Source organism: Streptomyces misionensis (assembly GCF_900104815.1).
In the GTDB taxonomy this organism is placed as follows: Bacteria; Actinomycetota; Actinomycetes; order Streptomycetales; family Streptomycetaceae; genus Streptomyces; species Streptomyces misionensis.
The window spans coordinates 5,691,989-5,713,000 of the sequence record NZ_FNTD01000004.1 but is presented as its reverse complement, the minus strand read 5'-3'; the positions used below and the strand labels follow the sequence as shown (position 1 = coordinate 5,713,000).

15 protein-coding genes are annotated in these 21,012 nt (G+C 72.5%); 4 read left to right on the top strand and 11 right to left on the bottom strand.

Translation table 11 applies throughout. The features are described from left to right. Nucleotides 1–28: 28 nt before the first annotated feature. The 3 genes from ispG to dxr all read right to left on the bottom strand — a co-directional run bounded on the left by ispG (nt 29) and on the right by dxr (nt 3,931). On the bottom strand, nt 29–1,186 hold the full coding sequence (ispG, locus tag BLW85_RS27810) for a flavodoxin-dependent (E)-4-hydroxy-3-methylbut-2-enyl-diphosphate synthase (RefSeq protein WP_070022187.1): 1,158 nt from the start codon (nt 1,184–1,186) through the stop codon (nt 29–31). 172 nt (nt 1,187–1,358) lie between these two features. Beyond that, entirely contained in the window at nt 1,359–2,663 is a 1,305-nt protein-coding gene (locus tag BLW85_RS27805) for a M50 family metallopeptidase (RefSeq protein WP_070022195.1), read from the bottom strand. Beyond that, nucleotides 2,660–3,931 carry a 1-deoxy-D-xylulose-5-phosphate reductoisomerase gene (dxr, locus tag BLW85_RS27800; RefSeq protein WP_074993574.1) on the bottom strand — a complete coding sequence of 424 codons (1,272 nt, stop codon included), beginning with the start codon at nt 3,929–3,931 and terminating at the stop codon, nt 2,660–2,662. Before dxr ends, BLW85_RS27805 begins: the two co-directional genes overlap by 4 nt. 167 nt (nt 3,932–4,098) lie before the next feature. On the opposite strand from dxr, the gene BLW85_RS27795 reads away from it, so the two are divergent. Then, nucleotides 4,099–4,557, top strand: a complete 459-nt coding sequence (locus tag BLW85_RS27795) for a lamin tail domain-containing protein (RefSeq protein WP_074993571.1) — start codon at nt 4,099–4,101, stop codon at nt 4,555–4,557. A 43-nt stretch (nt 4,558–4,600) separates the two neighbouring features. On the opposite strand, the gene BLW85_RS27790 is transcribed toward BLW85_RS27795, so the two are convergent. Continuing rightward, nucleotides 4,601–6,538 (bottom strand): acyl-CoA dehydrogenase family protein, encoded by a 1,938-nt coding sequence (locus BLW85_RS27790; RefSeq protein WP_070022204.1) that lies wholly within the window; start codon nt 6,536–6,538, stop codon nt 4,601–4,603. 182 nt (nt 6,539–6,720) lie between these two features. After that, nucleotides 6,721–7,896, bottom strand: coding sequence for an FAD-dependent monooxygenase (locus BLW85_RS27785; protein ID WP_074993568.1), 1,176 nt, complete (start codon nt 7,894–7,896; stop codon nt 6,721–6,723). 60 nt (nt 7,897–7,956) lie between these two features. Between BLW85_RS27785 and BLW85_RS27780 the strand changes: the two genes are divergently transcribed. Beyond that, on the top strand, nt 7,957–8,565 hold the full coding sequence (locus BLW85_RS27780) for a TetR/AcrR family transcriptional regulator (RefSeq protein WP_208624906.1): 609 nt from the start codon (nt 7,957–7,959) through the stop codon (nt 8,563–8,565). A 167-nt stretch (nt 8,566–8,732) separates the two neighbouring features. Here the strand turns inward: BLW85_RS27780 and BLW85_RS27775 are convergent, their stop codons facing one another. The 3 genes from BLW85_RS27775 to BLW85_RS27765 form a co-directional block, all read right to left on the bottom strand. After that, nucleotides 8,733–10,178: an aldehyde dehydrogenase family protein gene (locus BLW85_RS27775; protein WP_074993562.1), complete on the bottom strand. Its 1,446-nt coding sequence runs from the start codon at nt 10,176–10,178 to the stop codon at nt 8,733–8,735. Nucleotides 10,179–10,329: 151 nt separating this feature from the next. Next, a complete protein-coding gene (locus BLW85_RS27770; protein WP_074993559.1) occupies nt 10,330–11,922 on the bottom strand; it encodes a PucR family transcriptional regulator in 1,593 nt (530 codons plus the stop codon). A 96-nt stretch (nt 11,923–12,018) separates the two neighbouring features. Continuing rightward, on the bottom strand, nt 12,019–14,457 hold the full coding sequence (locus BLW85_RS27765; protein ID WP_074993556.1) for a type IV secretory system conjugative DNA transfer family protein: 2,439 nt from the start codon (nt 14,455–14,457) through the stop codon (nt 12,019–12,021). Nucleotides 14,458–14,704: 247 nt separating this feature from the next. On the opposite strand from BLW85_RS27765, the gene gabT reads away from it, so the two are divergent. After that, nucleotides 14,705–16,039 (top strand): 4-aminobutyrate--2-oxoglutarate transaminase, encoded by a 1,335-nt coding sequence (gabT, locus tag BLW85_RS27760; RefSeq protein ID WP_074993554.1) that lies wholly within the window; start codon nt 14,705–14,707, stop codon nt 16,037–16,039. A 399-nt stretch (nt 16,040–16,438) separates the two neighbouring features. Beyond that, nucleotides 16,439–17,113: a phosphatase PAP2 family protein gene (locus BLW85_RS27755; protein WP_425275373.1), complete on the top strand. Its 675-nt coding sequence runs from the start codon at nt 16,439–16,441 to the stop codon at nt 17,111–17,113. Here BLW85_RS27755 and BLW85_RS27750 read toward each other — a convergent pair. From BLW85_RS27750 to BLW85_RS27740, 3 genes are all read right to left on the bottom strand, one after another. Continuing rightward, nucleotides 17,052–18,866 (bottom strand): chitinase, encoded by a 1,815-nt coding sequence (locus tag BLW85_RS27750; RefSeq protein WP_074993552.1) that lies wholly within the window; start codon nt 18,864–18,866, stop codon nt 17,052–17,054. The genes BLW85_RS27755 and BLW85_RS27750 overlap by 62 nt on opposite strands. 85 nt (nt 18,867–18,951) lie before the next feature. Next, nucleotides 18,952–19,410 (bottom strand): hypothetical protein, encoded by a 459-nt coding sequence (locus BLW85_RS27745; RefSeq protein WP_074993550.1) that lies wholly within the window; start codon nt 19,408–19,410, stop codon nt 18,952–18,954. Between the two features lie 151 nt (nt 19,411–19,561). After that, on the bottom strand, nt 19,562–20,992 hold the full coding sequence (locus tag BLW85_RS27740; RefSeq protein WP_070022230.1) for an NAD(P)/FAD-dependent oxidoreductase: 1,431 nt from the start codon (nt 20,990–20,992) through the stop codon (nt 19,562–19,564). Nucleotides 20,993–21,012: the final 20 nt, after the last annotated feature.

Here is a 21,012-nt window from a genome sequence, read left to right as displayed (position 1 = left end):
CCCGCGGGTGCGGGCCGGGCCGCGGGTTTCAGCCCGCGACCGACACCGACGGCTCGCCGGACGCCACGCCCTCGTCCTGCATCTTCTCGGCCAGCTTCATGGCCTCCTCGATGAGGGTCTCCACGATCTTGGACTCGGGAACGGTCTTGATGACCTCGCCCTTGACGAAGATCTGGCCCTTGCCGTTGCCGGAGGCGACGCCGAGGTCGGCCTCGCGGGCCTCGCCGGGGCCGTTGACGACGCAGCCCATGACGGCGACGCGGAGCGGGACCTCCATGCCGGTCAGGCCGGCGGTGACCTCTTCGGCGAGCTTGTAGACGTCGACCTGGGCGCGGCCGCAGGACGGGCAGGAGACGATCTCCAGGCCGCGCTGGCGCAGGTTCAGGGACTCCAGGATCTGGATGCCGACCTTGACCTCTTCCACCGGGGGCGCGGACAGCGAGACGCGGATGGTGTCGCCGATGCCCTGGGAGAGGAGGGCGCCGAAGGCGACGGCCGACTTGATGGTGCCCTGGAAGGCGGGGCCGGCCTCGGTGACGCCGAGGTGGAGGGGGTAGTCGCACTGCTCGGCGAGCTGCCGGTACGCCTCGATCATCACGACCGGGTCGTTGTGCTTGACGGAGATCTTGATGTCGCGGAAGTCGTGCTCCTCGAAGAGGGACGCCTCCCACAGCGCCGACTCGACCAGCGCCTCCGGCGTGGCCTTGCCGTACTTCTGGAGCAGGCGCTTGTCCAGGGAGCCGGCGTTCACACCGATGCGGATCGGGGTGCCGTGGTCCTTGGCGGCCTGGGCGATCTCCTTGACCTGGTCGTCGAACTTCTTGATGTTGCCGGGGTTGACGCGGACCGCGGCGCAGCCGGCCTCGATGGCGGCGAAGACGTACTTGGGCTGGAAGTGGATGTCCGCGATCACCGGGATCTGCGACTTGCGCGCGATGGTGGGGAGCGCGTCGGCGTCGTCCTGGGTGGGGCAGGCGACTCGGACGATCTGGCAGCCGGAGGCGGTCAGCTCGGCGATCTGCTGGAGGGTGGCGCCGACGTCGGACGTGCGGGTGGTGGTCATCGACTGGACCGAGACGGGTGCGTCTCCGCCGACCGGCACGCTTCCAACCTGGATCTGCCGGCTCTTGCGGCGCTCGGCGAGCTTGGTCGGAACGGACGGCATGCCGAGAGAAATCGCAGTCATCTGCTGTGCAACCCCAAGTCGTGGATCAAGGTCCGGTCCCGTGATACGGCGGGCTCCGAGATCCGAGATTACGGCACCGGCGTACGCCCCGGCACATCCCACCCGCGAAACCCACTCGTTGGAATGCGGCCCGGAACGTCCGCGCGTCCCGGGCCGCCTCGGCTTCCGGTGGCTAGGAGATCTTCACCGGGTTGACGACGTCCGCGATGAGCACCAGGACGGTGAAGCAGACGAAGATCCCGGCCACCACGTACGCCACCGGCATCAGCTTGGCCACGTCGAACGGGCCGGGGTCCGGGCGGCGCAGCACCCGGGCCAGGTTGCGGCGCAGGGCCTCCCACAGGGCGCCGGCGATGTGGCCGCCGTCGAGCGGGAGCAGCGGGAGCATGTTGAACAGGAACAGCGAGAGGTTGAAGCCGGCGAGCAGCATCACGAACATCGCCACCTGCTGGGAGGCGGGGATGTGCAGGGTGGCGATGTCGCCGGTGATGCGGGCCGCGCCGACGATGCCGACCGGGGAGTCGGGCTGGCGCGGGCCGTCGCCGAAGGCGGCGTTCCACAGGGCCGGGATCTTGCCGGGCAGCGCGGCCAGGGAGTCGACGGCGTCACCGACGCGGTCGGTCATCCAGGTCACGGAGTCGCCGAAGCCCAGCTTCTGCACGCCGGTGGCGGAGCTGAAGCCGAGGAACCCGGCCTTGACGTACTTGCCCTGCACGTAGGTGCCGCTGGAGTCCTTCTGGGCGACCAGGTTGGTGGCGATCTTGGCGTGCAGCGTGAGCTGCCTGCCGTCGCGCTCCACGACGATCGGCACGTTCTTGCCGGCGCTGTCGCGGATCAGGTCGGAGAGGGTGTTCCAGTCCTTGGTGGGCGTGCCCGCGAAGGAGACGATCCGGTCCCGCTTCTGGATGCCGGCGGCCGCGGCCGGGGAGGCCGGGTCGGTCTTCTTGCAGGTGTCGCGGTTCTCGCTCTGCGCGATGACGCAGGGCGAGACGGAGGAGACGGTGGTGGTCTGCTGCTGGATGCCGAAGCCCATCAGGACCGTGAAGAACAGGCCCACCGCGAGGACCAGGTTCATGAACGGGCCCGCGAACATGACGATGACCCGCTTCCACGGCTTGCGGGTGTAGAACATGCGGGTCTCGTCGCCCGGCTGGAGCTCCTCGTAGGCGGCCGAGCGGGCGTCCTCGATCATCCCGCGCCACGGCGAGGTGGAGCGGGCGGAGATCCGGCCGGCGTTGTCCGGCGGGAACATGCCGATCATGCGGATGTAGCCGCCCAGCGGGATGGCCTTGATGCCGTACTCGGTGTCGCCCTTCTTGCGCGACCAGACGGTCGGGCCGAAGCCGACCATGTACTGCGGGACGCGGATGCCGAAGAGCTTGGCCGTGGACAGGTGCCCCAGCTCGTGCCACGCGATCGAGACGAGCAGGCCGAGCGCGAAGACCACTATGCCGAGGATGAACATCAAGGTCGTCATGCACGCGCCTCCGCGGTCGCCGTCGTGGCTGTGATCTCACGGGCCCGGGCACGCGCCCAGGTCTCCGCTTCGAGGACGTCCGACACCGTGAGCGAAGTTCCCGCGGCCGGGGTGCCGTGTTCCTCGACGACCCGGGTGACGGTCTCCATGATCCCGTTGAAGGGCAGCGCGCCGTTCAGGAACGCCCCGACGCACTCCTCGTTGGCCGCATTGAACACCGCCGGCGCCGTTCCCGCGAGCCGTCCTACGTGACGGGCGAGATCCACCGAGGGGAAGGCCTCGTTGTCCAGCGGGAAGAACTCCCAGGTGGAGGCCTTGCTCCAGTCGAAGGCGGGCGCCGCGTCCGGGACCCGTTCGGGCCAGCCGAGCCCGATCGCGATCGGCCCGCGCATGTCCGGCGGCGTCGCCTGGGCGAGCGTGGAGCCGTCGGTGAACTCGACCATCGAATGGACGTACGACTGCGGGTGCACGACCACCTCGATGCGCTCGAAGGGGATGTCGTACAGCAGGTGCGCCTCGATGACCTCCAGGCCCTTGTTGACCAGCGTCGCGGAGTTGACGGTGATCACCGGGCCCATCGCCCAGGTGGGGTGGGCGAGGGCGTCCTGCACGGTGACGTCGGCCAGGTCCGCCTTGGTACGGCCGCGGAAGGGGCCGCCGGAGGCGGTGACGACCAGCTTGCGCACATCGGCGCGGGTGCCGCAGGCGAGGGCCTGGAAGAGCGCGGCGTGCTCGGAGTCGACGGGGATGATCTGCCCGGGCTTGGCCAGCGCCTTGACCAGCGGACCGCCGACGATCAGCGACTCCTTGTTGGCGAGCGCCAGGGTGTGGCCCGCCTCCAGGGCGGCGAGGGTGGGCGCGAGGCCGATGGAGCCGGTGATGCCGTTCAGCACGGTGTGGCAGTCGGAGGCGGCGACCCGGGTGGCCGCCTCCGGCCCCGCGAGGATCTCGGGCAGCGGCTCGCCGGGGCCGTACTCCACGGCGAGCGCCTCGCGCAGGGCGGGTACGGCGTCCTCGCGGGCGACCGCGACGGTGCGCACCCGCAGCCGGCGCGCCTGCTCGGCGAGGAGGGAGATCCGGCCGCCGTTGGCGGACAGCGCGGTGACGCGGAAGCGGTCCGGATTGCGCAGCACGAGGTCGATGGCCTGGGTGCCGATGGATCCGGTGGAGCCGAGGACCACCACGTCCTTGGGGCCGTCGCCCGCGAGGGGGTCGTAGACGAGGTGGGGGTCGGCGAGGGGTGCCGGATGGGCAGGGCTGTCGGTCATCCCCCCATTGTGGCCGCAAGCGGTGACGGTCAGGACAGGGTGTCCCCCGGAGTGGTGTGTCCGAATGTGAAGTAGACGTGAATGTCATGTGATAACACTTCGGTCTGCGCTTTCGCGCCACCGATCTCTCGCATTTCTCGCGGACGACATCCTGGGGGGATATCTCCATGCGGACCATACGGCTGCGCGCCGCCCTGCCCGCCCTCGCCGGTGCGACCCTGCTCGCCGGCACCCTGCTCAGCACCCCGGCCGAGGCCGCGGGGGGTGTGAGGATCCACCACGTCTGGTTCGACAGCCCCGGCTCGGACAACCGCTCGAACACGAGCCTGAACGGCGAGTGGGTGCAGATCAAGAACACCGGCGGCTCGGCCGTCTCGCTCAAGGGCTGGGTGCTCAAGGACGCCTCGAACCACAAGTACGTCTTCCCGAACGTCAAGATCGGCGCCGGGAAGTACATGAAGATCCACACCGGCAGCGGCAAGGACACCACGACGGACAAGTACCAGGGCCGCCGCGCCTACGTCTGGAACAACGACAAGGACACCGCCACGCTGACCAGGGCGAGCGGCGCCAAGGTCTCCTCGTGCTCCTGGACGACGCGGGACCCGAGCGACAAGTACTGCTGATCGCCCGGGCCCGGTGCCGTCCGGGCCCGTCCGGCGCGTCGCGTCAGTCGCCGTAGGGCCGGCGGGCGTTGTCGGCGGTGGCCGGTCCGGGGGTCGCGTCGGCGATCCACGGGCCGTCCTCGGACGGGTCCACGATGCCCTCCTCCAGCCAGGTGTAGGCGCCGCCGAGGACGCCCCTGACCACCTTCCGGTCGAGGTCGTCGGTGTTGGTCCACAGCCGGGCGAACAGCTCCTCGACGCGGACGCGGGCCTGGCGGCAGAAGGCGTCGGCCAGCTGGTAGGCCTCGCGCCCGTGTTCGTCCCGGGTGCGCAGCCGCTCGGCCCGCACACAGGCCGCGCTCATCGCGAACAGCTCCGCTCCGATGTCCACGATCCGCCCGAGGAAGCCCTGCTTGGTCTCCATCCGGCCCTGCCAGCGGGACATGCCGTAGAAGGTGGAGCGGGCCAGCCTGCGGGCGGCGCGCTCGATGTAGCGCAGATGGCAGGACAGGTCGACGCCGTGCCGGAACTCGCCGTACGACGTCGGCAGCTGCCCCGGCCCGGCCACCAGCCTCGGCAGCCACTTGGCGTAGAACACGCCCGCGTGCGCCCCCGCCCTCGCCTTGTCGGGCAGGGACTTCGACGGGTCGACGAGGTCGCCGGCGACCGAGAGGTGGGCGTCCACCGCCTCGCGTGCGATCAGCAGGTGCATGATCTCCGTGGAGCCCTCGAAGATGCGGTTGATGCGCAGGTCGCGCAGCATCTGCTCGGCGGGTACGGCCCGCTCGCCGCGCGCCTTGAGGGAGGCGGCGGTCTCGTAGCCGCGTCCGCCGCGGATCTGGACCAGTTCGTCGGCCATCCGCCACGCCATCTCGGAGCCGTAGAGCTTGGCGAGGGCGGCCTCGATGCGGATGTCGTTGCGGTTCTCGTCGGCCATCTGGGAGGACAGGTCCAGCACCGCCTCCAGGGCGAAGGTGGTGGCCGCGATGAAGCTGATCTTGGCGCCCACGGCCTCGTGGAGCGCGACCGGCTTGCCCCACTGCTCCCGCTCCGCCGACCATTCACGGGCGATTTTCAGACACCATTTGCCGGCGCCCGCGCACAGCGCGGGCAGCGAGAGGCGGCCGGTGTTGAGCGTGGTGAGCGCGATCTTCAGGCCCGCGCCCTCGGGTCCGACGCGGTGGGCGGCCGGGACCCGCACCCGGTGGAAGCGGGTGACGCCGTTCTCGATGCCGCGCAGCCCCATGAAGGCGTTGCGGTGCTCGACGGTGATCCCTTCCGAGGCCGCCTCCACCACGAACGCGGTGATGCCGCCCGGATGCCCCTCGGACTTCGGCACCCGCGCCATGACGACCAGGAGATCGGCGACGACCCCGTTGGTGGTCCACAGCTTCACGCCGTCCAGGACGTACTCGTCGCCGTCCGGGACCGCCGTGGTGGCGAGGCGTGCCGGGTCGGAGCCGACGTCCGGCTCGGTGAGCAGGAAGGCGGAGATGTCGGTGCGCGCGCAGCGCGGCAGGAAGGCGTCCTTCTGCTCCTGCGTGCCGAACATCTTCACCGGCTGGGGCACGCCGATCGACTGGTGCGCGGAGAGCAGCGCGCCCACCGCCGGGCTCGCGGAGCCGACCAGGGCGAGCGCCTTGTTGTAGTAGAGCTGGGTGAGGCCGAGACCGCCGTACTCCGGGTCGATCTTCATGCCGAGCGCGCCGAGTTCCTTCAGGCCGGCCACGACCTCGTCGGGTATGCGGGCCTCGCGCTCGATGCGGGCGGAGTCGATCTCCGTCTCGCAGAAGGCGCGCAGCTTGGCCAGGAACTCCTCGCCGCGCCGTACGGACTCCTCGGCGGGCAGCGGGTGCGGGTGGACGAGGTCCAGCCGGAAGCGCCCGAGGAACAGCTCCTTGGCGAAACTGGGCTTGCGCCAGTCCCGCTCCCGCGCGGCCTCCGCGACCTGACGGGCCTCGCGCTCGGTGACGGTGCTGCGGTGCGTGGTAGGTGCGGACATGGAGGCTCACCTCGCCGCGAAGAGGGACGACTGGGACCGTTCGTTACCGACCAGTGCTACTGGGTCGTTGGTACCTGAAAAGGGACGCCCCCGCCACCCCTCGCGGGGACGACGGGGCCGTTCGGGTCGGTTCTGCCGCGCACGGGTTTGCTTCCGGCGGGCGCCCCTCGGGTTCCCGGGGCTCACTCCGGTGACGGCGGCCGCCAGCCGAGGACCGGGGCGAGCGCGGCCAGCATGACCGACGAGGGGGTCAGGCGGAGCAGCCGGTCGCGTGCGAGACAGGCCGGGGTCCGGGCGCACTGTGCGACGGCTCCGATCCGGCGGGAGCGCCGGGCGATCATCCGGGTGCGGGCGCGGCGCTCGCGGTCGTAGCGGGCCAGGGCGGAGTCCGCGTCCGGGTGGGCGGCCAGCAGCGCGGCCAGGGTGACGGCGTCCTCCAGGGCCTGGTTGGCGCCCTGCCCGAGGTTGGGTGTCATGGCGTGCGCGGCGTCGCCGAGCAGCACGCACCGGCCGCGGACGAAGCTGTCCAGCGGGGGCAGTTCGTAGATGTCGTGGCGCATCACCGCGTCCTCGGTGGCGGCGGCCAGAAGCTCCGGTACCGGGTCGTGCCAGCCGCCGAAGCGCCGCCTCATCTCGGCCAGTTCGCCGTCGGGACCGCGTTGCCCCTCGGGGGCGTCGGCGACACCGAAGAGGTAGACGCGGCCGTCGGCGAGGGGGGCGACACCGACGCGTTCGCCGCGCCCCCAGGTCTCTCCGCCCACCTGCAGCGGCCGGCCCGGGTCGACGATGGTGCGCCACGCCGTGTATCCGGCGTAGCGGGGCGAGGGGGCCTGCGGCCAGAGCGCGCTCCGTACGGTGCTGCGAATGCCGTCGGCCCCCACGAGCAGATCGGCGCGCGAGACTCCCCCGCCGTGCCGCACCTCCACGTGCGAGCCGTGGTCCGTGACGGCGTCGACGCGCGTGCCGGTGCGCAGGGCCCCTTCCGGCAGGGCCGCGCGCAGGATGTCGAGCAGGTCGGCGCGATGGATCATCACCAGCGGGCCGTGGCGGCGCCCCAGTTCCTCGGTGTCCGTGCGCGACAGCCAGCGGCCGGAGACGTCCCGGATGCCGGCCCGGGTCTCCACGAGGGCACGCGCGCGCACCCGCTCGCCCAGCCCCAGGGCCTCCAGCGCACGGACCCCGTTGGGCCACACCGAAAGCCCCGAGCCGGCCTCACCGAATCCGGCGGCCCGTTCCAGCACCTCGACCCGCCATCCGTGCCGGGCCAGCGCGACGGCCGCGGCCAGCCCGCCGATCCCCGCCCCGGCCACGATCGCGCGGCCCGGGACCCCACCCGGACGCGCCGCTCCTGAACTCACCGCACCCCTCCTCTACATCTGTAGTAGTCGCCGGGAATGCTACATCTGTAGAGTGTCGGCGTGCAGGCAGGGAGGGACACGGTGGCCGAGCCCACGACAAGACGGCTGCGACTGGCCGACGCGGCGATCAGCACGCTGGCCCGGGCGGGGATGCGCGGTCTGACCCATCGCGCCGTCGAAGAGACGGCGGGGGTGCCCGCGGGGACGTGTTCGTACTACTTCCCCACCCGGCAGGCGCTGCTGCGGGCGGCGGTCGACCGGCTGGCCGAGATCGATCTCGCCGATGTGGCCGAGCGCCCGGCCATCACGGAACCGGCGGACCTGGCCTCCATCGCCGCGGCCGTCGCCGACCTGGTCGAACACCTGGTCACCGCCGGCCGCGAACGCATGCTGGCGCGCTACGAACTGTCCCTGGAGTCCACGCGGCGACCCGAACTGCACACCGTCCTCGCCACCGCGGGCAAGGCCCACCGGGCCGTGGCCCGGGAACTGCTCACCGCGGCGGGCGCGTCCGATCCACCCTCCCAGGCACCGGTGTTCGTGGCCTTCCTGGACGGCCTCGTCTTCGACCGGCTGGCGGGCGCGGGCGCGCCTCCACCGGCCTCCGCCGAACTCCGCGCCCACCTCCTCGCCGTCCTGCGCGGCTTCACGAGGCCGCTTCAGGCGTGAGGCGCCGGGCCAGGGCGAGCCGGCCCGGGGCCACGGAAAGCGGAACGGCCGCAGCCCCCGCACAGTGGGCTGCGGCCGTTCCGTTCCGACCTGTCCGTGGCAGGCCGGGACCCCAGGGGACCGGCCCGACGCCGATCGGCTCCGCCGGACAGGTCCGTCTCGGTGGGTCAGAGCGCGAGGCCGGTGAGGACCAGGACGCGCTCGTAGGTGTAGTCCTCCATCGCGGAGCGGACGCCCTCGCGGCCGACGCCGGACTGCTTGGCGCCGCCGTACGGCATCTGGTCGGCGCGGTAGGAGGGGACGTCGCCGATGACCACGCCGCCGACCTCCAGGGCGCGGTGGGCGCGGAAGGCGGCCTCGAGGTCGTGGGTGAACACGCCCGCCTGGAGGCCGTACTTGGAGTCGTTGACCGCGGCGAACGCCTCGGCCTCGCCGTCCACCTTCTGCACGGACAGGACCGGCCCGAAGACCTCCTCGTGGGCGAGGGTGACGTCCGCCGGGAGGTCGGTGAGCACGGTCGGCGCGTACGAGGCGCCGTCGCGGACCCCACCGGTGAGCAGCGTGGCGCCGGCCTCGACGGCCTCCGTCACCCAGGACTCCACGCGCTTGGCGGCCTCCTCGCTGACCAGCGGGCCGACGTCGGTCTTGTCGTCGTTGGGGTCACCGGTGACCTGGGCCTCGACGGCGGCCACGACGCGCGGCAGCAGCCGGTCGTACACGGCGGCGTCGGCGATCACGCGCTGCACGGAGATGCAGGACTGGCCGCCCTGGTAGTTGGAGAAGGTCGCGATGCGGTTCGCGGCCCAGTCCAGGTCGGCGTCGGAGGCGTAGTCGCCGAGGACCACGGCCGCGCCGTTGCCGCCGAGCTCCAGCGTGCAGTGCTTGCGCGGCACCGAGTCCATGATCGCGTAGCCGACCTTCTCGGAACCGGTGAAGGAGATGACCGGCAGGCGCTCGTCCTGGACGAGGGCGGGCATCTTGTCGTTCGGGACGGGGAGGATCGACCAGGAGCCGGCCGGCAGGTCGGTCTCGGCCAGCAGCTCGCCGATGACCAGGCCGGACAGCGGGGTGGCCGGGGCCGGCTTGAGGATGATCGGGGCGCCGGCCGCGATCGCCGGGGCGACCTTGTGGGCGCACAGGTTCAGCGGGAAGTTGAACGGCGCGATGCCGAGCACGACGCCCCGGGGGAAACGCCGGGTGAGGGCGAGGCGGCCCTGGCCGCCGGCGTCGGTGTCGAGCCGCTGGGCGTCGCCGCCGTTGAACCGGCGGGCCTCCTCCGCGGCGAAGCGGAACACGGACGCGGCGCGGCCGACCTCGCCGCGGGCCCACTTGATGGGCTTGCCGTTCTCGGCGGAGATCAGCCGGCCGATCTCCTCGGTGCGCTCGACCAGGCGCTTGGCCACGTGGTCGAGGGCGGCGGCGCGCACGTGGGCCGGGGTCGCGGCGAACTCGTCCCGGACGGCGTACGCGGCGGCCACGGCCTCCTCGACCTGGGCGTCGGTCGGCACGCTGACGGTGCCGACGAGCCGGCCGTCCCACGACGAGGTGACGTCGAAGGTGTCGTCGCCGGTGACCTGGCGGCCGGCGAGCCAGAAGGCGTGGGTGGAAGTCATGTGCGATTCCCGGCCTTTCCGCGTTTGGGGGCGTCCTTGGCTTTCGTGCTCCACGGTAGGGCGGCAGGGGCCGGGGGTCGCTTGTCCGTGCCGTAGCAGTAGGCGGCCCCGGTACTACTGAATGGACTACTGCTCGCCGTCCGGCGGACCACTACTCCGCGGAAGTGGTCTTCAGGGCGAGCCACAGCTCCATGCGGACGTCGGGGTCGTCCAGCGAACGCCCCAGGATCTCCTCGACCCGGCGCATCCGGTAACGCAGCGTGTGCCGGTGCACGCCCAGGTCGGCGGCGGCCGCGTCCCACTGCCCGTGCCGGGACAGCCACGCCCGCAGCGAGGCGACCAGGTCCCCGCGGCCGGTGGCGTCGTGCTCGTGCAGCGCGCGCAGCAGTCCGTCGGCGAACGCCTTCACCGCGTCGTCCGCGAGCAGCGGCAGCACCGAGCCGGCGGCCAGCCGTTCGTGCTCCACCAGCACCCGGCCCCGGCGCCGGGCGACCGACAGCGACTGCTCGGCCTGCTTGTAGGCGGCCGCGGCGGCGATCGGACCGGCCGGCGCGGACAGTCCGACGACGACGTCGTCCTCGTCGGCGGCGGCGTGCTCGGGCAGCGCGCGGGCCGCCTCCAGTTCCGCCGCCCAGTCGGTGCAGGCGGCCACCGCGGCGCCGCCGTCGGCGGCCAGCGCCACCAGCCGCTCCCCCTCGGGCACGACCAGGACCGCCTCGCCGGAGCGCGCGGCGGCCGCCTCCACGGTCTCCGCGAGGACGCCGAGCCGGTCGCCGCCTCCCGCCGTGCCGCGAGGCCCGGGCACCGACTCCGCGACGATCATCCGGAACGGCGCGTCCAGCAGCCCGCCGTACAGGTCCCCGGCGACGGCGCGGGCGTGGTCGGGCTCCCCGGCGAGCAGCATGCGCAGCACGGCGGTGCCGACGCGCTGTTCGGCGGCGTGCAGGGAGCGGGAGCGCTCGGTGGTGAGGGTGAGCAGGGCGATGGCGGAGTGCACGGCGTACCGCTCGGCGGTGCCGAGGGCGGCGGCGGTGCCCACGGCGAGCGCGGCGCGCGGGCGGCGGCCGGTGCCCAGGGAGTGGAGCTCGACCCGGTCCTCGTGTTCGGGGCCGCCGACCACGGAGGAGGCGGGGGCGGGCCGCTCGCGGAGCCGTTCCACCTCCCCGGTGAGCCGGGCGGCGCGCCGGCCGGCCCACTCGGGGGCCGCGGCGACGACGGTGCCCGAGGCGTCGTACAGCGCCGCCCACCCGTCGACCTGCGCGGCGAGCGCGGCGAGCAGGCCCTCGGGGCCGGCGTTCAGGGCCTGCTTGGTCAGCTCGCGCTGGGCGGCGAAGCCCGCGGTGACCGCGCGGTACTGGTCGGCGGCGATGGCGGCGGAGACGGCCTTGCTGATGGCGAGGAAGGGGGTGCGGCGGGGCACCTCCAGGAGCGGCAGCGGCTCCTGCGCGCAGGCGGTGACGAGTGCCTCGGGGATCTCCTCGTAGTTGACCCCGACGGCGAACCCCAGCCCGACCACGCCCGCGCCGGCCAGCCGCCGCACGTACCGGCGCATGGCCTCGGGGTCCTCCGCGTCCAGCTTGAGCGCGGTGATCAGCAGCAGCTCGCCGCCCTCCATGTACGGCACGGGGTCGGCCAGCTCGCTGACGTGTGCCCAGCGCACGGGCACGTCGAGGCGGTCCTCGCCGGCGCGCACGGTCAGCTTCAGCGCCGAGTGGTGGACGAGCGAGGCGAGGGTCGGGGGCATGGGGCCTTCACGGTGGTGGCGGAGTGCTGAATCTTGGCCGCCGCGTATGAACGGCCTACGCCGATTCTGCCTCACCGTACGATCGCCCGCTGGCCCTCAGCCCCGCAGATCCACCAGCAACGGCGGCGCGTGCTCCCCCCGCACACTGCTCAACGACAACACCGCGTGCCCGGCCGGCACCCCGTGCGCCAACTCGGACGCGGACCAGCGCTCGCGTTCGACTTGGCGGACGGTGACGGCCTCGGTCGTCACCGCCTTACCCGTGATCAGCTTGCGCAGGGCGTGGATCGCGCGGGTCATCGGCTGGTCCGCGAACACGGTGTGCCGGGCCACGTCCCGGGTCTCCACCCACTGGGTGCCCCAGGCGTCCGCGAACCTGCTGCCGTCCCACGTGGTGACCCCCGCGAAGGCCATGCGGCAGCCGACGGCGGCGTACAGCGGTCCGTGCAGCGCCTCGGGGACGTCCCCGACGGTGCGCAGGGCGAGCACCACGCCCGCGTTGCGGGAGCGCAGGCGCTGGATGCGCCGCACGGACTCGGCCGTCACCGCGCCGGTGGCGTCGTCCAGGACGAGGCAGGCGAAGTGCGCTCGCTCGCCCGCCGTCGCGACGACGCCGAACTGCGCGAGCAGCAGCCTGGTGACGATCCGGGACACCTCCTCGTGTCCCCGATCGGGCAGGTCGATGCGGACCCGCAGCGGATGGTGGGCGACGGCGCGCAGCGAGAACGGCCGGGCCTCCCCTCCTTCCGCGCCGAAGAACCGGGCGAACGCCGGCCGGTCCAGCACCGCGAGCCGGTCGGCCAGGACCGGGCCGGGGTCACCCGGGCTGCCCGTCTGGCGGACGCGTGCCTCGAGTTCGCGGCGCATCACCGTGTGCTCGTCCCCCGCGAGCCCTGCCCGCAGCGCGCCCAGGGCCGACGGATCGCCCTCCAGGAGTTCCCTCAGTTCGGGCAGGGTCGGGAAGCGTCCGTACACCGCTCGGTACGGCCCGAGGAGCTGGGCCAGTGCGGTGCCGGCCCGCTGTCCGCTCACCGCCTCCAGGTCGCCGACCAGCCCCTCCGCGAGGAAGGCGGCCGCCTCGTCCGGGTCGCCGGATTCCGCGTACGGGTCGAGGTCGTACAGCGAAGCGGGGTCGCCGAGGCGTACGACGACGTCGAAGGCGGAGTCGGGGCCGAGCGAGGTGCCGGCCGCGCAGACGGCGACGACGGTGCACTGTCCGGCGAGTGCCTGGAGGCCGAGCGACTCGACGACGGGCCGGATCAGATGGCGGGTCTTGCCTGAGCCCGAGGGCCCGACAGCCAGCAGCGAGGTGCCCAGGGTGTCCGGTGCGAGCGCGGCGCCGGCACCGGCATAGGCGACCGGAGTGCGCTCGCCCGCGACCCACCGGCCGAGGCGCACCTGGCCGGCGAGCAGGTCGTGCCGGGCGGTCCGGTCCGGCAGATCGCGGGCGCCGGAGGGATGGATCCAGGCGGCGGCGCCCTCGCGCAGCACCGTGTCGGTGAACGCCGACAGCCGGGCGCGTGCCCGGGCCGCGGTCCACATATGGCCGATCCTGGAGCAGTCCACGTCGTTCATCCGGCCGGCGTACACCTCGGCGGTGAGCAGGTCGGCCGCTTGGTGCTGGCCCGCCTCCCGCAGTTCCGGCCAGTGCGAGGGCCGCCGTTCGACGGCCGGCAGCGCGGGTCCGGCGGTCTTCGCCCGCTCACGTGCGGCGAGCAACTCCTTCGCGTACGGCCACCAACCGCCGATCCGGGCGAAGGGCCACAGCACCAGCAGGGTGATCAGCGCGTAGAGACCGTCGGTGAAGGCCACCGAACCGAAGATGGTGTAGCTGCCCGTGACGAGGACGATGAGGGAGAACGCTGGATCTTGGACGGGCAACGCGTCCCAGCCCAGGCCGAATGCCTTCGGGAACACGAAGGCGAGCGCGACGAGCGCGCCCAGGGCCGCGATGAGGGCGCGCATGGGCTGTGGGCGACGGGTGATGACGTGCCGGACGATGTCGCGCCAACTGCCCAGGCGAGCCATGGCGAAGACGAGGATCGCGAAGAACACGCCGTTGGCGACCGTGATGGCCTCGGCGCCCTGGTATCCCTTGGGCGACGTGGTTCCTGCCCACCACCAGCCGTCGGGGGTGAGCAGCTTCAGGACGGCCCACTGGTAGGGGATGCTGCCGTGCCGCCACAGCGACCACACGAGCAGCCCCGCCGCCAGGGGAACGAAGAAGCCGACGATGGTGACGGGGGCCAGGCGCTGTTCCTGGCGCGGGCTCTTGGGTCGGCGGTAGCCCTGGCGCCAGATGCCCGGCTCGGCGTCCGGCCGCGGCTCGTCGAGCCAGTCGGCGACCGGGGAGCGGGGGTGCGCGGACGGCGGGGCGTGGTCGACGGACGGTACGCGCGGGGCCGCCGCAGGAGGCGGTGGCACGGCCGGCGCCTGCGTCGGCAGCGGCGGCACGCCCGTCTCCATCGGCGGTGACGGATGCGGTACCGGCCCCGTACCGCTCTCGCGTGTGTTCCGCTTTCCCTCGTTCTGCATCCGCCCTGCCCCCTGACCAGCCGCTCCGTGCACCGTCAGCGAGCAATGTAGTGCCCCGGGAAGGGGAGTTCACCGCATACACGGCCGTCGGCGCGGACGGCAGGTCCCGTGGGGTCATACGCTCGCTATGTCCACCGCGGACAAGGGCGGGGCGGGACAACGCCCACATGGAGCATGCCCAGGGCCCCGTACCCGTCCTAGCCTGCGAAAAGAAGGCAAGCGTCCGTAATACCCCCAGGAGCCCCGCATGACCGCACTTCCGCAGGAGCGCCGCGTCGTCACCGCCATCCCCGGCCCGAAGTCGCAGGAGCTGCAGGCCCGCCGTACCGCCGTGGTCGCCCAGGGCGTGGGCTCCACGCTGCCGGTGTTCGTCACGCGCGCCGGCGGCGGTGTCATCGAGGACGTGGACGGCAACAGCCTGATCGACTTCGGCTCCGGTATCGCCGTGACCAGCGTCGGCGCCTCCGCCGAGGCCGTCGTGCGCCGCGCCTCCGCCCAGCTGGCGGACTTCACCCACACCTGTTTCATGGTCACCCCCTACGAGGGCTACGTCGCCGTCGCCGAGGCGCTGGCCGAGCTCACCCCGGGTGACCACGCCAAGAAGTCCGCGCTGTTCAACTCCGGCGCCGAGGCCGTCGAGAACGCCGTCAAGATCGCGCGTGCGTACACCAAGCGGCAGGCCGTCGTGGTGTTCGACCACGGGTACCACGGACGCACCAACCTCACCATGGCGCTGACGGCGAAGAACATGCCGTACAAGCACGGCTTCGGCCCGTTCGCGCCCGAGGTGTACCGCGTCCCGGTCGCCTACGGCTACCGCTGGCCGACCGGTGCGGAGAACGCCGGCCCCGAGGCCGCCAAGCAGGCCATCGACCAGATCACCAAGCAGGTCGGCCCGGACAACGTGGCCGCGATCATCATCGAGCCGGTGCTCGGCGAGGGCGGCTTCATCGAGCCGGCCAAGGGCTTCCTGCCCGCCATCCGCCAGTTCGCCGCCGACAACGGCATCGTGTTCGTCGCCGACGAGATCCAGTCCGGTTTCTGCCGGACCGGGCAGTGGTTCGCCTGTGAGGACGAGGGCATCGTCCCGGACCTGATCACCACCGCCAAGGGCATCGCCGGCGGTCTGCCGCTCGCCGCCGTGACCGGCCGCGCCGAGATCATGGACGCCGCACACGCCGGCGGCCTCGGCGGCACGTACGGCGGCAACCCCGTGGCCTGCGCCGGTGCGCTCGGCGCCATCGAGACCATGAAGGAGCTCGACCTCAACGGCAAGGCCAAGCGCATCGAGGAGATCATGAAGAGTCGCCTCGCCGCCATGGCCGAGAAGTTCGACGTCATCGGCGACGTGCGCGGCCGCGGCGCGATGATCGCCATCGAGCTGGTCAAGGACCGCACCACCAAGGAGCCGAACCCGGAGGCCACCGCGGCGCTGGCCAAGGCCTGCCACGCGGAGGGCGTGCTGGTGCTCACCTGCGGCACCTACGGCAACGTGGTCCGCTTCCTGCCCCCGCTGGTCATCGGCGAGGACCTGCTCAACGAGGGCCTCGACGTCGTCGAGCAGGCCCTGGCCCGCATCTGAGGCGGCGAGTTCCGGCTGCGGCAGGCCGTGTGAAGAAGGTGTGCGAGGTGGATGACGGGACGGAAATCCGTCTGCCCAAGCGCCGCGGCCTGCCGTAGGTTCTACCCAGATGAGAGATGCACCCCGTCCACGGGGGACCGTGGGCGACTTCAGGCCGGGGCCTCCCCAGCTTCGACCTGGTCGTGCCTTCGCGCACACAACCGGCGCCTGACGCCGGGATCTCCTCACCGATCGGACGGTCGCCGCCCCAAACCCCCCGGGGCGCGCGACGTTCCGGTCCGGACGGCCGCCCCGTGACCACCCCCCCCTGTTCCGGGGCGGCCGACCTCCTCCTCCCGGCCGGCCCCGCTCCCCGCCGGTGCGCCCCCGCCCCCTGTCGCGCCGCGCCCGCCTGCCAAGCTGGGCCCCGTGTCGAACCCAGTCCGCCGCTCTCTGCTCCTCGGTGTCCCGGCCGTCCTCTTCGCCCTGATCACCTGGCAGGTCGTCACGCACGGCCCGCTGCTGCGCGCGGACGCCCGGCTCAGCCGGGCCCTGGTCCATCCGGACGGGTTCTCCGCGTTCCTCTCCGACCTCGGCAACGTCCAGGTCGCCGTGCCGGTCCTCGCCGTCGCCGTCGGACACGCCCTGTGGCGCGGCCGCGGCGCCGGGCACCCCCGCTGGTGGCTGCCGCCGGCCGCGGCCGCCGCCTTGATGGCGGTGCTCCCCGCGCTGGTGGTCCCGCTGAAGGACTGGGCCGCACGGCCGGGGACCCCCGTGGTGCCCCCGGCCGTCGGCTACTACCCCTCCGGGCACACGGCGACGGCGACCGTCGCCTACGGTTCGGCGACCCTCCTGCTGCTGTCCTGGCTCCGCTCCCGCGCCGCCCGCCGGACCGTGCTCGCGCTCTGCGCGGCCCTCGTCCTCGGCGTCGGCTACGGCCTCGTCCGCCACGGCTACCACTGGCCGCTGGACGTGCTGGCGAGCTGGTGCCTGAGCGCGGTCCTGCTGACCGCGCTCGCCGCGGTGCCCGGGGTCAGCCGAAGTAGCCGTCGAACGTCTTCTGGAACTCCCAGTTCGAGTAGCGGTCCCAGTTGATCGACCAGGTCATCAGGCCGCGCAGGCCCGGCCAGGTGCCATGGGTGGGGTACGAGCCGCAGTTGGTCTTCCTGGTCAGGCAGTCCAGGGTCTTGGTGACCTCGGCGGGGGCCACGTAGCCGTTGCCCGCGTTGGTGGAGGCCGGCATGCCGATCGCCACCTGGTCGGGGCGCAGCGGCGGGAAGACGTTGTTCGGGTCGCCGGCCACCGGGAAGCCGGTGAGCAGCATGTCGGTCATGGCGATGTGGAAGTCGGCGCCGCCCATGGAGTGGTACTGGTTGTCCAGGCCCATGATCGGGCCGGAGTTGTAGTCCTGGACGTGCAGCAGGGTGAGGTCGTCGCGCAGGGCGTAGATCACCGGGAGGTAGGCGCCGCAGCGCGGGTCCTGGCCGCCCCACTTGCCGGTGCCGTAGTACTGGTAGCCGTTCTGCACGAAGAAGGTCTCCGGCGCCATGGTCAGCACGAACGAGGAGCCGTACCTGGCCTTCAGGGTCTTCAGCGCGGAGATGAGGTTGACGATCACGGGCGTGGTGGGGTTTTTGAAGTCCGTGTCGTTCGTGTCCAGGGACAGCGAGTGGCCCTCGAAGTCGATGTCGAGGCCGTCCAGCCCGTAGGTGTCGATGATCTTCGAGACGGAGGAGACGAAGGCGTCCCGGGCCGCCGTGGTGGTCAGCTGCACCTGGCCGTTCTGGCCGCCGATGGAGATCAGCACCTTCTTGCCGGCCGCCTGCTTGGCCTTGACGGCCGCCTTGAAGTCGGCGTCGCTCTCGGCGTTGGGGCAGTCGGTGACCGGGCAGCGCTTGAACTCGACGTCCCCGGAGGTCGCCGAGGTCGGCTCGGCGAAGGCCAGGTCGATGACGTCCCAGCTGTCGGGGACGTCCGCGAGCCGGGTGTAGCCGGACCCGTTGGCGAAGCTGGCGTGGAGGTAGCCGACCAGGGCGTGCGCCGGGAGGCCGGCCGAACCGCCGCCCGGCCCGCCGCCCGAGCCGCCCGCGGGCGTCGTCACCGTGACCGCGGCCGACTTCGCGGACTCCCCCGCGGCGTTGACGGCCGTGACCTGGAAGCTGTACGCGGTCGAGGCGGTGAGGCCGGTGACGGTCGCCGAAGTCCCGTTCGCCGTCTGGACCTTGACCCCGTCGCGGTAGACGGCGTATCCGGTGGCGCCGGGCACCGCCGACCAGGACAGGGCGACGGAGGAGGCGGTGACGGAGGACGCGGTCAGCCCGCCGGGCACGGCGGGGGGCTGTGTGGTGCCGCTGCCGCCGGGGCCGACGAGCGAGATGTCGTCGGCGTTGTAGGCGCCGGTGCCGTACCAACCGTGGGTATAGAGAGTCACCTTGGTGGTGGAGGGGCCGGTGGTGAAGGTGGTGGCCAGCTTCTGCCAGTCGGGTGCCGACTGCGTCCAGGCGGAGACGTCGGTGGTGCCGGTGCCGCTCGCGCCGAGGTAGACGTAGGAGCCGCGGACGTAACCGGACAGCGTGTACTGCGCGTTCGGCTGGACGGTCACCGTCTGGGCGCACTGGGCGTTGTCGCTGCCCGCCGGTGTGGCCTGGAGCGCGGAACTTCCGCTGTGCACGGGCGAGTTGACGATCGTTCCGGCCGAGCAGGTCCAGCCGGTCAGGCCGGACTCGAAGCCGCCGTTCTGGACCACGTCCGCGTCGGCGGCGTGGGCGGCCGACGAGAGCGCGGTGAGGCCGGGCACGGCCAGCGCCGTCGCGGTGAGGAGGGCGAGCAGGGGTCTGGTGCGGTCCACGAATGCCTCCGGGCAGGGGGGAGTTGGAGGGTGGAGCGGCACTCAATTTGGTCCAGACCAATCCCGGTGTCAAGGCATCCGGGCGTCACCCGTCCTCACCGGTGCCCGTGAACAGCCCGGCCGCCGCCTCGTGCATCGCCAGTTCCAGCAGCGCCGGGTCGGTCAGGGTGCCCGAGCCGTCCGGCGGCACCAGCCAGCGCACGCCCCGGGTGGTGCGGCCCGGGTGCGGTACGACGATCCAGGTGCCGGCCCCCGCGGTGCGCACCCCGGTGCCGAGCCAGCGGCCCGCGGTGCCCGGCGGCACGAAGAAGCCGACCCGGTTGTCGCCGAAGTCGGCGAGGACCGGGCCCGTCCGGTCCAGCAGCCGGGTCAGCACGTCCAGGGTCGGATAGCCCAGGTGGGCCGGCAGGATCAGCACGTCCCAGGCGCGGCCGGCGGGCAGCAGCGCGATCCCGTGCGGGCTGCGCTCCCATTCCCAGCGGCAGGACTCGGGGTCCAGCGCCACGGCCGCCAGCCACTCCACCGCCGTCTTCGTCCCCGTCATCAGCGGGCCTCCCTCTCTCCGGATGGGCGACGCGGTCGCGTCGGGGGGAGAGAGGGAGGCCGCGCGGGAGCATTACGCGGGTTCGACACCCCGGGTAAGTGACCTGAGTCACATCACCTGGCGTGCGGTGTCCGGCGCCGCGCGCGACCGGTCAGCTGTCGAAGCCCAGCCCCAGCCGGTCCATCGTGCGCAGCCACAGGTTCCGCCGGCCGCCCTGGGCGTCCGCGCGGGCCAGGGACCACTTGGTGAGGGCGATGCCGGTCCAGGCGAACGGCTCCGGCGGGAACGGCAGCGGCCGCTTGCGCACCATCTCCAGTTCGGTGCGCTCGGTGCGCTCCCCGTCCAGCAGGTCCAGCATCACGTTGGCGCCGAAGCGGGTCGCGCCGACGCCGAGGCCGGTGTAGCCCGCGGCGTACGCCACCTTGTCCTGGTGGGCGGTGCCGAAGAACGCCGAGAAGCGGGAGCAGGTGTCGATCGCGCCGCCCCAGGCGTGGGTGAAGCGCAGGCCCTCCAACTGCGGGAAGCAGGTGAAGAAGTGCCCCGCGAGCTTGGCGTACGTCTCCGGGCGGTCGTCGTACTCCGCCCGCACCCGGCCGCCGTAGTGGTGGACGGCGTCGTAACCGCCCCACAGGATGCGGTTGTCCGCGGACAGCCGGAAGTAGTGGAACTGGTTGGCGCTGTCCCCCAGCCCCTGTCTGCCCCGCCAGCCGACGGCCGACAGCTGCTCGGGGCTCAGCGGCTCGGTCATCAGCGCGTAGTCGTAGACCGGGACGGTGTACGAGCGCACACGCCGCAGCAGGCTGGGGAAGATGTTGGTGCCGAGCGCCACCTTGCGGGCCCGTACGGCGCCGTAGGGGGTGCGCACCGCCATCCCGGCGCCGTACTGCCTCAGGGTGAGCGCGGGCGTGTGCTCGTACACCCGCACCCCGAGCCGGAGGCACGCGCGCTTCAGGCCCCAGGCGAGCTTCGCGGGGTGCAGCATGGCGACGCCCCTGCGGTCCCACAGACCGGCCTGGAAGGTCGGCGAGTTCACCTCGGCGCGCACGGCGTCGGCGTCCAGGAAGTCGATCCCGTCCGCGAGGCCCCGCTCCTCCAGCTCCCGGTGCCAGTCGCGCAGCTCCCATGCCTGGTAGGTCTCGGTGGCCACGTCGATCTCGCCGGTGCGCTCGAACTCGCAGTCGATGCCGTACCGGGCCACGGCCGCCTCGATCTCGTCGAGGTTGCGCCGGCCCAGCTCCTCCAGTCTGTGGATCTCGTCGGGCCAGCGGGTCAGGCCGTTGGGCAGGCCGTGGGTGAGGGAGGCGGCGCAGAAGCCGCCGTTGCGGCCGGAGGCGGCCCAGCCCACCTCGCGGCCTTCCAGCAGGACGACGTCCCGGCGCGGGTCGCGCTCCTTGGCGCACAGCGCGGTCCACAGTCCGCTGTACCCGCCGCCGACGACCAGCAGGTCGCAGGTCTCGGGGCCGGTCAGGGCGGGCTCCGGCTGCGGCTTTCCAGGGTCTTCCAGCCAGTACGGGACCGGCTGGGCTTCCGAGAGAGAGGCGATCCAGTTGTCTTTGCCACGACTCATGGCGCTTGGGGCCATGATTTCAACTCCCTACAAAG